Genomic DNA, 15,593 nt, shown 5'->3' with positions numbered 1-15,593 from the left:
ATGAAGAATATAGTCATGAAACTTAATATCCTACTTTTATTTGGGCTGGTGCTGGTCCTTAGCAATTGCACAAGAGACCTTTCCGAAGAGGCAAAACCGGCTACTTTCCCAGCCAACGGGGATGTCTACATTGACGGGTTTAGCCCGGGCCTGGAATACCTGCCCTTCGGTGACTCTTACTTTGAAGCGTTTTCTGTAGACGAGCAGACCGTATACGAAGGCGAATCCGCCATGCGGTTTGACGTGCCTAATGTCGGGGACCCCGACGGCGCTTATGCCGGTGCCATATTCCCGGACTACGGCGGACGTGACCTTTCCGGTTTCGACGCCCTTACGTTTTGGGCGAAAGCCAGTCAGGCCGCTACCATCAATGAAATTGGTTTTGGACAAGACTTTGGAGAAAATAAGCATGAGGTAACCCTCTTTAACCTGGAGCTGACCACCAACTGGCGGCAGTATACCATCGCCATTCCTGATCCCTCCAAGCTGACGGAGATCGACGGCTTGTTTTGGTATTCTGAAGGCCCGGAAGACGGCGTAGGTTACTCTTTTTGGATTGATGAGCTGAAGTTCGAAAAAACCGGTAAGGTAGCCCAGCAAAGGCCTTTGATTTTTGATGGCACAGATGCCTCGGTTCAAACTTTTGTCGGGGTGGCCGCAGAGCCAGCCGGCCTGAAATTAATCGTTAACCTGGGCAACGGCAGAGACCAAACTCTTACAGTCGCGCCCAGTTACTTTGAATTCACTTCTTCTGACCCCGGCGTCGCTATCGTTGATGAGGCAGGCAATATTGTGGGCGTAAGCCCGGGAGAAGCTGTGATCACTGCTACCTTAGGTGGGGTTGAGGCAGCTGGTTCGGCCAGGGTGACGGTCACTGGTGAGTTTAACGGCGCTCCGACTCCTACGCAAGATCCCGCAGATGTAATATCTATTTTCTCGGATGCGTATACCAATGAACCGGTAGACTATTACAACGGTTACTGGGCTCCCTTCCAGACGACTCAGGGGCAAGATGATATCAATATTGCCGGTGATAACATTATTTTCTACAGAGAACTGAACTTCGTAGGCATACAGTTTCTGGACGATGCCCCAACGATCAACGCCTCCTCCATGACCCATCTCCACATCGACATTCAGCCCAGAGAGCCGGTGGAGCCTGGTGACTATCTGAATATACAGGTTGCTGACGTTGGCCCGGATAATGCATTTGGCACCGGTGATGATTCTTCCGGCGAAATTTCAATTCCTGGTTCCAGTCTGACCGAGGGAGAGTGGTATAGCCTTGATGTGCCGTTTTCGGACCTGGGAGGGCTGACTGGCCGGTCTAATTTAGCGCAGGTCATTTTCGTTTCTGACGCCACTATATCCAGTATCTACGTGGATAATGTCTACTTTTATAATGACGGAGGATCAGGTGGCCCTACCGGCCCAACCATGGCTGCTCCGGCACCAACAGCGGGTGCAGCGGATGTGATTTCCATCTTTAGCGACGCCTATACGAATATCAATTCCAATCTGAACCCGGACTGGGGGCAGGGCACTCAGGTTTCCCAGGTAAGCATTGAGGGAAACAACACCCTGCTATACACCGGGCTGAATTTCCAGGGGCTGGAATTAGAGAGCAGCACCGATGTAAGCGAAATGGAATTCCTGCACATTGATTACTGGACGGAAAATTCTTCCGCTCTGAACGCTTTCCTGATCAGCACCGGGCCTACTGAAACAGCGAGTGCACTGCCCGTGCCGACATCGGGTTGGGCAAGTGTGGATATTCCTGTGGGCGATTTTTCACCTGTGGACCTGGCAGATATTATTCAAATGAAGTTTGATGGCAATGGCGATATCTATCTGGATAATATCTACTTCTACAAATCTTCAGGTGGAGGAGGAGATGAACCTACGGCTGCAGCGCCAACTCCCTCGCAAAACGCAGGGGACGTCATCTCCATGTTTAGCAATGCCTACACCAACGTAGGAGTGGATACCTGGCGGACAGACTGGTCGGCAGCAACTCTGGAAGATGTCCAGGTGGCGGGCAACGATGTGAAGTTGTACACTGCTCTTGACTTTGTCGGTATTGAAACCACCGGCGGTAATCTGATTGATGCTTCTTCCATGACCCACTTCCACGTAGATATTTGGACGCCGAACATGACCACTTTACGGATCAAACTGGTAGACTTTGGTGCCGACGGTGGCTTTGAGGGCGGAGACGACAGCGAGTTTGAGTTAATCTTCGACAATCTCGCTCAGGGGCAATGGGTCTCCTATGATATTCCGCTTTCAGATTTTGAAGGTTTGAGCAGCACAGCAAATCTGGCGCAGCTCATCTTCTCCGGACTGCCCGCTGGCGGTGGCACCCTTTATGTCGACAATGTCTACTACTACCAGCAGTAGTCATTGCAAATGCTAACCAATTAAAAGAAATAAAAATGCAGACACCAATTTATAAAACCCGCAGGCCGGTCATCAACTTCCTGCTTTTACTGGCCCTGGGGCTCTGGTTTACAGCTTGTGAAAACAGCGAGACCCAAACGGTGGTCACCTTCACTGACCTCGCCTTTGAGGATAATTTTGACACAGATGGGCCGGTTGATGAATCTTCCTGGAATTATGAGCTGGGCAACGGCGTCAACAACGGCCTGCCCATAGGCTGGGGCAACAATGAATTGCAGTACTACACCGCCCGCCCGGAAAATATCAAAGTCGAAGGGGGAATGTTGCACATCACCGCGCTCCGGGAAAACTTTGAAGGCGCTGCTTTCACCTCCGCCCGCATCACAACCAAAGGCAAAGTGGAGCAGCGCTACGGCCGTATTGAAGCCCGCATGCAGTTGCCCTGGGGGCAGGGCCTTTGGCCGGCGTTCTGGATGCTGGGCAGCAATATCGATGAAGTGGGCTGGCCGCAGTGCGGTGAAATCGACATCATGGAATACCGAGGGCAGGATCCCTCAACCCTCATTGGCAGCGTACATGGCCCAGGCTATTCTGCCGGAGATGCAGTGAGCAAAGAGTACATTTTGCCTCAGGACCGGTTTGATACGGGCTTCCATATTTTTGGTATTGAGTGGGGCCCGGAGTACATCAATTACTATGTGGATGATGTGCTGTACAATCAGATCACACCTGAAGATGTGGAGGGCGAATGGGTCTTTGACCAGCCGTTTTACATCATCCTGAACCTGGCTGTAGGCGGTAACTTTGTCGGGGCAGTAGGGCCTGATACCGTTTTCCCGCAGACTTTGCTTGTGGACTATGTCCGGGTGTACAACGGGCCTAACTAAAGACATCAATTAACATTTGCTAAAAATAAAGCGTCAACTTTTATGGGAGACCACCAAACCGCTGCTTCCGTTGACATCCAACGGGTGAAAATCAATGGCGAGCCTTACTTCAAAATCTCCAACAGCGATGCCATGCGGCCCTTCTTCATGAGCATCGTCAGCGACTCCAATCACTGGCTTTTTATTGCCAGCAACGGCGGGCTGACGGCGGGCCGCAAAAACTCGGAGTACGCACTGTTCCCTTACTACACCGATGACAAAATCACGGAATCGGCTGAAGTAACGGGCAGCAAGGCGTTGTTCCGGGTGGCGCAAAATGGCGACTCGGTGCTTTGGGAGCCGTTCTCTGTTCGTCAGGAAGGGCAGTACAGGCTGAGCCGCAACCTCTACAAAAATGTATACGGCAATAAAGTACGCTTTGAGGAGGTCAATCACGATCTGGGCCTCACATTCCAGTATGAATGGAGCTCCAGTGACCGCTTTGGCTTTGTACGCCGCTCCGCCCTGATCAACCACACCGAAGCAGCGGTTTCGGTCCACCTGCTGGATGGGATCCAGAATATCCTGCCCTACGGGGTCAACAGTGAGCTGCAAATGCGCTCCAGCAACCTCGTAGATGCCTACAAAAAGAGCGAGTTGGAAAAAGATGCCGGGCTGGGTATCTATGCCCTCAGCGCCATCATCGTGGACCGGGCGGAGCCCAGCGAGGCCCTCAAAGCTAATATCGCCTGGTCGTGCGGATTAGAGTCGCCTACCTACCTGCTGACTTCCCGCCAACTCGATACCTTCCGTAAAGGAAAACCGATTGAGGAGGAAGTCGATATGCGGGCGGAGAAAGGCGCCTATTTCGTTAGTAAGGAGATGGAGCTGCCCGCCAAAGGCACCCAGGAGTGGTTGATCATGGCTGATGTCAACAAAAACCACGCGGACATCGCCCGTATCATGCATGAAATTCAGACCAGCCCAAGCCTGGCCACTGAGATTGAAGAGGACATCCGCAAAGGTACGGAACGGCTTATCTCATTGGATGCTCAGGCCGATGGGCTGCAAATGACAGCGGATGAATTACGGGATGCCCGACACTTCTCCAACGTGCTGTTCAACATCATGCGTGGCGGTATCTTCGATCATCACTACCAGATTGAGAAAGCAGACCTGAGCCTTTACCTGGCGAAAGCCAACAGGACTGTCTTCAAGGCGGCTCATCAGATGCTGTCAGAACTGCCGGATACCTTTCCACTCAGCGAGCTGCGCAAGGCCGCTCAAACTACAGGCAATACCCATCTACTCCGCCTTTGCCTGGAGTACATGCCCCTGAAGTTCAGCCGCCGTCACGGTGACCCCAGCCGCCCCTGGAATAAATTCTCCATCAATACCCGCAGTGAGGTAGATGGCTCGAAGATACTGGACTATGAGGGCAACTGGCGGGACATCTTCCAAAACTGGGAAGCCCTGGCGCATTCTTACCCGCGCTTCGTGGAGAGCATGGTGCACAAATTCCTCAATGCCACCACCTTCGATGGTTACAATCCCTACCGGGTGACCAAGGATGGCTTCGATTGGGAAACCATCGAGCCTGATGATGCCTGGTCCTACATCGGTTACTGGGGCGACCATCAAATCATCTACCTGCTGAAGCTGCTGGAATTCTGGGAAAAGCAGTCGCCGGGCGACCTGCAGCACTACTTTAGCGAAGACCTCTTCGTTTACGCGAATGTGCCCTACAAAATCAAGCCCTTCGAGAAAATCCTGGAAGACTCCAAGGATACCATAGAGTTTGATCATGAAGCAGATGAGTCAATCCGGCAGAAAAGAGATCAGATGGGGGCCGATGGTGCACTGCTTACCGATCAGAGCGGGCAGATTTATCAGGTGAACTTCATTGAAAAAATGTTAGCGGCCCTGCTTGCCAAAATGTCCAACTTCATTCCCGAAGGAGGCATCTGGATGAACACCCAGCGCCCGGAGTGGAATGATGCCAATAATGCATTAGTAGGTAACGGTGTGTCAATGGTGACGCTTTACTACATGCGCCGTTTCCTGCAGTTTTTTGATGATCTGTTTGCACAGTCAGAAGCCCAGTCAGTCAATGTATCGGCTGAGTTGCTGGACTGCTTCGACGGGATTGCCAAAGCACTGGACTCGAATGAAAAACTGTTATCCGGCACCTTCAGCGATAAAGACCGGATGACCGTGCTGCAGGGGCTGGGTCAGGCTGCGAGCCGTTACCGGGCCAAGATATACGATCATGGTTTTTCCGGGCAAAAGCACGAGCTGAAGCTGGAAGACCTCAAAACGTTTGTCCGTCTCAGCCTACGTTACCTGGACCACTCCGTAAAGGCAAATGAGCGAAAGGATGGGCTCTATCATGCCTACAACCTCATGGCCGTTGAAGAAGATGGTGGCGTGTCCATCGAATACCTGGATGAAATGCTCGAAGGGCAGGTGGCGGTGCTCAGTGCAGGCTCCTTGTCTTCAGAGGAGGCGCTGCGGGTCCTGGATGCACTGAAAAGCAGTGCCCTCTTCCGACCGGATCAGTACAGCTATATTTTGTACCCCAACAAGGACCTCGGTCGTTTTATGGCCAAAAACAACATTCCCGCCAAAATGGTAGAAGCGTCTAAGCTCCTTCAAAAGCTGGTGGCAGACGGCAATGCTCAAATCCTTTATCAGGATGTCAAAGGTGCTTATCACTTCAACGGCAATTTCAAAAACGCCAACGATCTAAAGGTGGCCCTGGATGCCCTTGCGGATACCGAATACGCTGACCTGGCGCAGGCCGAGCGCAAGTCTGTGCTCCAAACCTTCGAAAAAGTCTTCAACCACAAAGCCTTTACCGGCCGGTCGGGCACCTTCTTCGGGTACGAAGGGTTGGGCTCTATCTACTGGCATATGGTTTCCAAGCTGCAGCTGGCGGTACAGGAATGCTGCCTGAAGGCCATCCGCGAGGGGGCAAGCCCGAAAGTGGTTGGCCGTTTGCTGGAGCATTACTACGAAATTAACGAGGGCATAGGCGTACACAAATCGCCGGACCTCTACGGGGCCTTTCCTACTGACCCGTACTCGCATACACCGGCGGGCAAAGGGGCACAGCAGCCAGGCATGACCGGGCAGGTGAAGGAGGATATCCTGAGCCGCTTTGGTGAACTGGGCGTCTTTTTTGAAAAGGGGCAATTGCATTTCGACCCCTGTCTGCTCCGTAAGGAAGAGTTCCTGCAGCGGCCACGCACTTTTACCTTCCGCGATGTGGCAGGGGAGGAGCAACAGGCAGAGCTGGGCGAAGGCACGCTGGCTTTCACCATCTGTCAGGTGCCGGTGCTCTATCAATTGAGAGATGCAGCCGGGATTATGGTGGTCGGCAGTGATGGTACTGTTCATACCTCAGAGGAAACCGCTTTAAGTCCTGATTTGAGTAAGGAAGTGTTCGAACGAAGCGGTAGGGTGGCCCGGATTGTCGTGTCGCTGAACCCTAAAGATTTGAAATAGCTATGCGAAATTCAAAAAACCATCCCTTGAGTACTTTGATGCTGGCCATACTGCTGGGTGTAGCCGTGGTTATTTTCCTTTCCTTTGGCTGCAGCCCATCTACAGAAAAGGCATCGGCGACGCCAAGTGAAAAACCAAATGAAGTGACCGCTGCTGACATCCTTGGCGACCCGGCTTACCGGGCCATTTCCTACGGGGGCTACCGTGCCAACAGCCGGGAGGTACAGCCCACGATACCTCAGCTGAAGGCGGACATGCTTTTGCTACAGGCTATGGGCATCAAGGTGCTAAGGACCTATAACACCCATCTGGCACAAGCCTCCAATCTCCTTGCCGCCATCCGCGAGCTGAAAAGCGAAGATCCTGGCTTCGAGATGTACGTTATGCTGGGCGCCTGGATCAACTGCAAAGGTGCTTTTACCGCTAATCCGGACCACAGTGCCGAAGATGCAGAAGCCAACGCTGCCGAAATCGCGCGTGCAGTGGAAATGGCGAAAGCCTACCCTGATATCGTCAAAGTTATTGCGGTGGGCAACGAAGCTATGGTGAAATGGGCCGCCAGCTATTTTGTACAACCAGGGGTGATCCTCAAATGGGTCAACCACCTACAGGGGCTGAAAGCTAATGGCGAACTGCCCGAAAGCCTCTGGATTACCAGTTCAGACAATTTTGCGTCCTGGGGCGGTGGCGGTGCAGAGTATCATGTAGAGGACCTGGAGCAGTTGCTGCGGGCAGTAGACTTTGTATCCCTGCACACTTATCCTATGCATGATACCCACTACAATCCGGACTTTTGGGGGGTAACGGAAGCCGAGGCTGAGCTGCCCAAAACCGAACAGATTGAAGCTGCAATGGAGCGTGCTTTGGAATACGCGCAGCAGCAATACGCGCAAACCGCCGCTTACATCACCGGACTGGGCATCGAAAAGCCCATCCATATTGGGGAGACGGGCTGGGCGACCGCTTCCAACAGCTTCTACGGACCAGGCGGCTCGAAAGCGACCGATGAGTACAAATCTGCTATTTACCACAAGCGTATGCGAGAGTGGACAGACGAAGATGGCATCAGCTGCTTCTACTTTGAGGCGTTTGATGAAAACTGGAAAGACGCTGGAAACCCGGGCGGCTCCGAGAACCACTTCGGGCTCTTCACGATCGATGGCAAAGCCAAGTATGCCCTTTGGGACCTGGTGGATGCCGGGGTATTTAAAGGTTTAGGGCGCGGCGGCCAGCCGGTAACTAAAACCTTGGATGGGGACGAAGCGGCCCTTCTGGAATCAGTAGCTGCGCCTCCGCTCATGGAGGAATCGCCCGCAAATTAGATCAGACCAAAACAGCTTTTTAGCTAAAACCTATGACAAAATCTATTCACATATCCTTCTGTCTGATGGTCTTGATGATGCTTGCCGCCTGTCAATCCGGGGAACCACTACCGGTGGAAGTCTACGAAACCTCTGCCGGTGGCCATCAGCTTACGCCCTTGTCGGATTTCGCCCAGGCTGAAAATCCCATCGTGATAAAGCTGCGGCCTGAGGAAACCTATCAGACGATCACGGGCTTTGGCGGCTCCTTTACCGAAGCATCCGCTTACCTGCTCAATCAGCTCAGCGCTGAGAACCGCAGCAAAATTATTAATGCTTACTTCGGAACGGAAGGCGCAAGGTACTCCCTGACCCGTACGCACATGAACTCCTGTGACTTCTCCCTGGGGCACTATTCTTATGCTCCGGTGGAAGGCGATACCGCCCTGCAGCATTTTACCATAAAAGAAGACCGCGAAGACATCATCCCCATGATCAAGGATGCGATGGCTGCCTCGGAAGAGGGCTTCAAAATCATCGCTTCGCCCTGGACAGCCCCGCCCTGGATGAAAGACAACAACGACTGGATGGGGGGAAAGCTGCAGCCCCAATACTATGATACCTGGGCGCTGTTTTTCTCCAAATACCTTGACGCATATCAGGCAGAGGGCATCGATATCTGGGCATTTACGGTGGAGAACGAGCCACTGGGCAATGACAGTAACTGGGAGAGCATGCACTTCAGCCCGGAGGAGATGACGGCCTTTGTGCAAAACCACCTCGGCCCCCGCTTAGAGGCGGACGGGCATAGTGCAAAAATTTTGGGCTACGATCAGAACCGAGAACACCTCAAAGAATGGGTGGATGACATGTACCAAAACGAAGCCACTTCCAAATATTTTGACGGCACAGCAATTCACTGGTACGCCAGCACCTATGAGGTTTTTCCGGAGGAATTGCAGTACGCTCACAAAAAAGCACCCGGGAAGCACCTCATTCAGACCGAAGCTTGCGTGGATGCGGAAGTGCCCAAATGGAAAAACGACGACTGGTACTGGTCCAAAGAAGCGACGGATTGGGGCTGGGACTGGGCACCGGAAGACCAAAAGCACCTGCACCCGAAGTATGTGCCGGTCTACCGTTACGCCCGCGATATCATTGGCTGCCTGAACAACTGGGTAGACGGCTGGGTGGACTGGAATATGGTGCTCAACCGGCAGGGCGGCCCGAACTGGTTCAAGAACTGGTGCGTGGCTCCGGTTATCGTTGACCCCGAGCAAGATGAGGTCTATTTTACGCCACTTTACCACACCATGGCGCATTTTAGTAAATTTATACGCCCCGGCGCTACCCGCATCGGATTTGATAACCCAGATGATGAAATGATGGTAACAGCCGCTAAGAACCCGGATGGCTCTGTCGCAGTCGTCATTTTCAATCCCACCGAACGAGAGAAAAGCCTGGCCATCGAATTAAGCGGGCAGTCCGCCCAGCTATCCGTCAGCAGGCAAGCTATTCAGACTATAGTCATCAAACCATAAATAAAACCAGCGATGAGTACTACAGCTAAACATAAAGTGCCCTTTGGGCAAAAAGTAGCCTTTGGAATGGGCATGCTTGCCAATCAAATGTTCCCGGCCGTACTGGGGATTTTTATGGTGGTCCTGGTACAAAACCTGGGTTTTCCAGGCTGGATGTGGGGCGTGATTTATTTCTTCCCGCGGATTTTTGACTCCTTTACAGACCCGATTATGGGCTTCATTTCGGACAATACGAAATCTAAATGGGGCCGGCGCAGGCAGTATGTGATGGCTGGTGCGGTTATCATGGGCGTGGCTTTTGTAGCGATGTGGCAGCTCTACAAAACGGACCCGGCGACAGGGGAGCTGATATCCCTCAACTACAACTTCACCTACTTCATGATCTGGTCCTTTGTTTTCTACCTTGGGCTAACCATTTTTAGTGTGCCTTATGTAGCCATGGGGTATGAAATGAGCGACGACTTTCACGAGCGAACCAACATTATGGCTACCGCGCAGTGGATTGGGCAGTGGGCCTGGGTGATCGCGCCCTGGTTTTGGGTCATCATGTATGATAATGGCCCCGATGGGTGGTTCCCGGACGCAGAAACAGCTACCCGAACCCTTGCCCTTTGGGTGGGCATCATTTTGATGTTCGTGGCCATGATGCCGGCCATCTTCATTAAAAGTGAATCCACTCTGGAGAAGGATTATTCTCCGATGACACTCAAAAATATTGGCGGGAGTTTCAATGAGATCATTCTCGGTTTTAAGGAAGCGCTGAAGATCAAGCCGTTCCGGAAGCTTTGTATTTCCACCTTCTTCATTTTCAATGCCTTCAATACCGTAGCCACTTTTACCTTTTTTATCATCGTCTATCACCTGTTCAACGGGGATGCTGATGCTGCGAATGCAGGGTTTTGGCCCACGCTTTTCGGTAGCCTGGGGGCGATTTCCACCACCTTTATTGTCATCCCGATTGTAGCCTGGCTGTCGCGCAAAATAGGCAAGAAGCAAGCCTTTATCTTATCACAGGGTATTTCAATTATCGGTTATGTGATGCTGTGGTTCCTGCTGGTGCCGGGCAAGCCTTACCTGTTCATTTTTGCGCTGCCTTTCTTCTCCTTTGGTATCGGTAGCCTGTTCACCCTGATGATGTCCATGACTTCGGATGTAATCGACCTGGACGAATTGAATACCGGCAAGCGGCGGGAAGGTATTTTTGGTGCCATTTACTGGTGGATGGTAAAGTTTGGTTTTGCCATTGCCGGTGGTTTGAGTGGGGTGATTTTGTCCATTGTCGGGTTTCAGGAAGGCATTCCGGGGACGGATCAGCCTGAGGCCATTACCGGGCTGCGGATATTTTTCTCCGGCCTGCCTATTGTAGGAACCCTGATTGCGATGTGGGTCATGCGCGACTATGACGTAACGGAAGAAAAGGCATTGGAAGTCCGTGCCGCTATTGACCGCAAAAAAATGGCAAAGGGAAGCTCCTCCGCCTACATGCCCGGCAAATTGCTGGCCCTTAAAGAGGGCTTGCTCCTCAATGGGGTAGTCGGATTAGACTTTGCCGGAAAATCCACTGGTGAAATCCGCGCCCTCTTTACGGAAAAGCTCAATAGCCACCTGCACGGGCTATGCTTCAGCCCTTATGTGGAAGGCCAGGCTGCCGGTGATATCCTATCGAAAGAACAGATCCGGCGGCGTATGGAAATCATTATGCCGCATACCGAATGGATCCGATCGTTCTCTTGTACAGAAGGCAATGAACTGATCCCCCGAATTGCCCATGAGAAAGGCCTGAAGACAATGGTGGGGGCCTGGATCAGCGAAGACAAAGAACGGAATGAAGCCGAGATCAACGCCCTGGTAAGGTTGGCCAAAGAAGGCTTGGTCGATATTGCAGCTGTTGGTAATGAAGTGCTGCTGCGCAATGAGCTTACGGAGCAGGAAATCATTGGTTACATTGAGCGAGTGAAGGCGCAGCTTCCAGAAGGCATACCGGTAGGCTATGTGGATGCCTACTATCAGTTCCTGGAGCGCCCTGAACTGGTTAATGCCTGTGATATCATCCCGATCAACTGTTACCCCTTCTGGGAAGGCGCGGACAATGGCCATGCCTTGTTGTTCCTGCAGCAGATGTACGCGCTGGCCACAGAAGCCGGGCAGGGCAAAAAAGTGATCGTCGCCGAAACTGGCTGGCCCAGCGCCGGGCAGAGTGTGGAAGCGGCAGAGCCATCCGCTGAAAATGCCATGAAGTATTTTATCAATGCTCAGGACTGGGCAAAAGCCAACGGCATTGAGATGTTTTACTTTTCCTCCTTCGATGAGTCCTGGAAAGTGGTCCACGAAGGTGAGGTGGGTACCCGCTGGGGGCTTTGGGATAAGCATGAGCAGCCCAAGTTTGAATCACAAAACGTAAAAACCAACTAACAATATGTCACTACGGGTAGAACGACTGGACAGCCTGAAAGGCTTCGATTATTCCGGCAAAGGCGCGGATGATTTCCGGCAGCTTTTTCAAAATGTGCTGGGCAGCGGCCTGCATGGCTTGTGCTACAGTGCCTACGATGAAGGTCAAAAGCCAGGCGCTATTCTGACCAAAGCGCAGATTAGAAGGCGTATGGGTATCATTGCGCCCTACATCAAATGGGTGCGGAGCTTTTCTTGCGTTGAGGGCAATGAACTGGTGGCTGAGGTCGCCCGAGAGATGGGCATCAAAACCCTGGTCGGTGCCTGGCTGGGCGATGACAAAGACCTGAATGAGCAGGAAATTGAAGGGCTGATCCGTCAGGCGAAAGCCGGCTACGTGGATATTGCTGCTGTAGGCAATGAGGTGATGTACCGGGGCGACCTGACCGAAGGAGAACTGCTGGAGTACATCGCCCGGGTACGGGAAGCCCTGCCCGGAGATATTCCGGTGGGCTATGTGGATGCTTATTATGAATTCAGCGCACGGCCACAGATTACTGCTGCCTGTGATGTCATTTTGGCTAATTGCTACCCTTATTGGGAGGGTTGCCACATTGACTATAGCCTGATGCATGCTAAGCAAATGTACTACCAAGCTTTGCATGCCGGGCAGGGCAAAAAGGTGATCATTACAGAAACCGGCTGGCCTAGTCAGGGCACAGCACTCAATGATGCAGAGCCTGCTCACCACAATGCGCTGCGCTACTTTCTCAATATTCAGCAGTGGGCCCGGCAGGACAATATCGAGGTCTTCTATTTCTCCTCCTTCGATGAATCCTGGAAAGTGGGGGCAGAAGGAGATGTTGGGGCCTACTGGGGCCTGTGGGATAAAAGTGAAAAGCTGAAATTCTAAAGATTGATGGAGCACAACAACCGTTTGCCTTTTCCGTACGGCCGGGCAATTTGCTACTCGGGGTTTCGGGAAGGGCAACACCCGGGTGGTGAATACCCTGCCTATGAGCAGGTAAGAGAAGATTTGCTGATGTTGCAGGGGCATTGGAAGTACCTGCGTTTGTACGATTGCGACCCGCATGCAGAGACCGTTTTGCAGGTCATTCAACAGGAAAAACTGGACTTCAAAGTCATGCAGGGCGCCTACATCGAGGCGGAAATGAACAACTACGGCTGCCCCTGGGGCGGTGGGGTGTATTCGGAAGAACAGCTGGAAGCCAACAAAGCTAAAAACGACGCGCAGATCGATAAACTCATCAAATGGGCCAATGCCTACCCGGACATCATCTGCTGCACTTCAGCCGGGAATGAAGCCTGTGTGGACTGGACCGACCATTATGTTCCGGTGGGGCGGGTTATTGCTTTTGTGCGCCGCCTCAAGGCTGCTACTCAACAGCCCGTCACCTTTTGTGAAAACTATGTGCCCTGGATGCACAAACTGCGCCCGCTGGCACAGGAGGTTGACTTCATCTCCATTCACACTTATCCGGTATGGGAGTATAAGCACATCCATGAATCCCTGGAGTACACCAGGGAAAATTATTACGGTGTAGCTGACCTTTATCCGGATACGCCGGTCGTCATTACCGAAGCTGGCTGGACGACCCGCTCCAATGGTCAGGGCATAGACCCCGGCCATGTCAATGAAACCCTGCAAAAGACCTATTACGATGACCTGATGGGCTGGACGGATGCAGAAGAAATCCTCACCTTCGTCTTCGAAGCCTTCGACGAGCCCTGGAAAGGCTCACCGGACCCTATGGAGCCGGAGAAACATTGGGGCTTGTTCCGGGTGGACCGGTCGCCTAAGCTGGTGGTGCAAGGCCTGCTGGCTGGCCGATGAAAAAGGGGCTGGACTGGCCCTTTGAAATCGAACACACGGCAAAAGCACAGGTTGGAATAGTTAATGACCAGAATAAAACTATCGAAAACCTTTTTGCTGATTGCCTTCCTGGTAGCTTGTACACTGGGGGTCGGGGTGTTTTATGTTTTACCCTCCTGGGTGGAGCACAAAATTCAGCAGGCTGCCGGGAACAGTCAGGTTGCCCTTTCCTATGACAAAATGGAAGTCAGCATCATTCGGCGGCAGGTGTCCTGTTTTGGAATGGAGGTGCAGGGCGATTTGCAGACCGCATCAGGGACCTTGGCCTTTCAGCATCAGGCCAAAGCCCTGCATGTCCGCCAAATCCGATGGCTGAAATTGCTTCGTTCCACCTTTCATGTTTCGGAGGTGCATTGGGAGGCTCCACAGATAAACTTGGAAAGGGACACTTCCGGCAAGGTCAGGGCAGATACGGCTTCCGGGCAATCTGGCAAACAATTCCGCTTTGAAATCGGCCGGCTTTACGCACAAAACGGGCAGTTTATTTACACCAATGCCCAAGACACCACCGCCCGGGCAACCATAGATACCTTTTCCCTAGCTATTGGTGGGATCGCTTATCAGTCAGGGGAGGGATTTTCGTCAAAGGTGGCTGACTACCTCTCCTTCAACTTCCGGAGTTGTACAATGCCGGACCGCGCGTCTTTGCACCAAATTTCCCTGGAGCAGCTCTCTGGGGATAGCCGTGACAGTACGCTAAGCATCAAAGCCCTATCTGTTCAATCTTTACATGATGCCAATGATTTCGCCCGGCAAATGGACCACCGGAAGGGGCGATACGCGCTGCAATTGCCGGCGCTACAGGTGGAAGGGCTGGGCTATAAAGCACTACTGCGAGATAGCCTCCACGCCCGCTCACTTGCACTGGAATCTCCTCAGCTGCGCGTGGTGATGGACAAGCGGGTGCCACACGATTCCTCCCGTCAGAAGTCTTTGCCGCATACCTGGCTGTCAGACTTGGGCAGGAACGTGAGGGTTGACGAAATCCGGCTAAGGCAGGCGGACATACAATATGCAGAGCTTTATGCGGGCCACGATGAACTTGGAACTGTAGACTTTAAAAACCTCAACGCAAGCATCCATACAGTAGGGAACGATGCAGATTTAAGCCCCATAACCCTTGAAGTAGAATGCTCGTTTTACGGAGAAGCGCCTCTTTATTTATCAGCACAGTTCCCCATTAACGATCCCGGCGCGCCCTTTCGGTACAATGCCCGGCTGGAACAGTTCCCGTTGCCCAGAGCGAATGCCATTCTGGCGGAGGCAGCAGGCTTTCGTTTTAAAAGCGGTATGGTCGATGAGCTTACCCTGAACGCTGTGGCTAATGCACAGCAGGTAGAAGGAGAAATGCGGTTTTTTTATAAAGACCTGGATATTCAGTACCTCGACAGCGATTCCAAACTGGTGAAAAAAATACTGAATGGGGTGGTGGAAGGGTTAGCATTCCCTCAGCAAAACCTGGCGGACGAAAAGCACCGTTTGGGAAAAATTCATGCTGACCGTGACGACAGCCGCTCTGTTTTTCATTATTTATGGCAGTCTGCTTTGTCGGGCATCAAATCTACCATACTGCCCAACCTGGTTTTGCCCGAGGCGTTAAAACATACCAAGGTTGAGCCGGAGGAGGACGGCTTGAGGCACTAGTGTTTGCGCGCCATATTCCACCTCAGTTTTTTGTCTTATCTTCAGCGGG

At 52.4% G+C, this 15,593-nt stretch carries 9 protein-coding genes; all 9 read left to right on the top strand.

The features are described 5' to 3' along the window. The 9 genes from MRY86_RS08865 (at position 1) to MRY86_RS08825 (ending at position 15,544) form a co-directional block, all read left to right on the top strand. A complete protein-coding gene (locus tag MRY86_RS08865; protein ID WP_293571280.1) occupies positions 1 to 2,400 on the top strand; it encodes an Ig-like domain-containing protein in 2,400 nt (799 codons plus the stop codon). Positions 2,401 to 2,435: 35 nt separating this feature from the next. Next, entirely contained in the window at positions 2,436 to 3,287 is an 852-nt protein-coding gene (locus MRY86_RS08860) for a glycoside hydrolase family 16 protein (protein ID WP_293564886.1), read from the top strand. Between the two features lie 42 nt (positions 3,288 to 3,329). Further along, complete coding sequence (locus tag MRY86_RS08855) at positions 3,330 to 6,773, top strand: hypothetical protein (protein ID WP_293571278.1); 3,444 nt, start codon at positions 3,330 to 3,332, stop codon at positions 6,771 to 6,773. A 26-nt stretch (positions 6,774 to 6,799) separates the two neighbouring features. Further along, entirely contained in the window at positions 6,800 to 8,095 is a 1,296-nt protein-coding gene (locus tag MRY86_RS08850) for a glycosyl hydrolase family 17 protein (RefSeq protein WP_293565909.1), read from the top strand. A 74-nt stretch (positions 8,096 to 8,169) separates the two neighbouring features. Further along, positions 8,170 to 9,615 (top strand): glycoside hydrolase family 30 protein, encoded by a 1,446-nt coding sequence (locus MRY86_RS08845; protein WP_363325395.1) that lies wholly within the window; start codon positions 8,170 to 8,172, stop codon positions 9,613 to 9,615. Positions 9,616 to 9,627: 12 nt separating this feature from the next. Next, positions 9,628 to 12,027: an MFS transporter gene (locus MRY86_RS08840; RefSeq protein WP_293565905.1), complete on the top strand. Its 2,400-nt coding sequence runs from the start codon at positions 9,628 to 9,630 to the stop codon at positions 12,025 to 12,027. A gap of 4 nt (positions 12,028 to 12,031) precedes the next feature. Then, positions 12,032 to 12,919 carry a glycosyl hydrolase family 17 protein gene (locus tag MRY86_RS08835; RefSeq protein ID WP_293565903.1) on the top strand — a complete coding sequence of 296 codons (888 nt, stop codon included), beginning with the start codon at positions 12,032 to 12,034 and terminating at the stop codon, positions 12,917 to 12,919. 6 nt (positions 12,920 to 12,925) lie between these two features. Beyond that, positions 12,926 to 13,861 carry a glycosyl hydrolase family 17 protein gene (locus MRY86_RS08830; RefSeq protein ID WP_293565901.1) on the top strand — a complete coding sequence of 312 codons (936 nt, stop codon included), beginning with the start codon at positions 12,926 to 12,928 and terminating at the stop codon, positions 13,859 to 13,861. 63 nt (positions 13,862 to 13,924) lie between these two features. Beyond that, positions 13,925 to 15,544 (top strand): DUF748 domain-containing protein, encoded by a 1,620-nt coding sequence (locus MRY86_RS08825; RefSeq protein ID WP_293565899.1) that lies wholly within the window; start codon positions 13,925 to 13,927, stop codon positions 15,542 to 15,544. Positions 15,545 to 15,593 lie beyond the last annotated feature (49 nt).

This window comes from Phaeodactylibacter sp. (assembly GCF_022763345.1).
Lineage (GTDB): Bacteria > Bacteroidota > Bacteroidia > Chitinophagales > Saprospiraceae > Phaeodactylibacter.
Note: the sequence above shows the minus strand (reverse complement) of the source record. Positions and strands in the feature narration are given on the sequence as shown.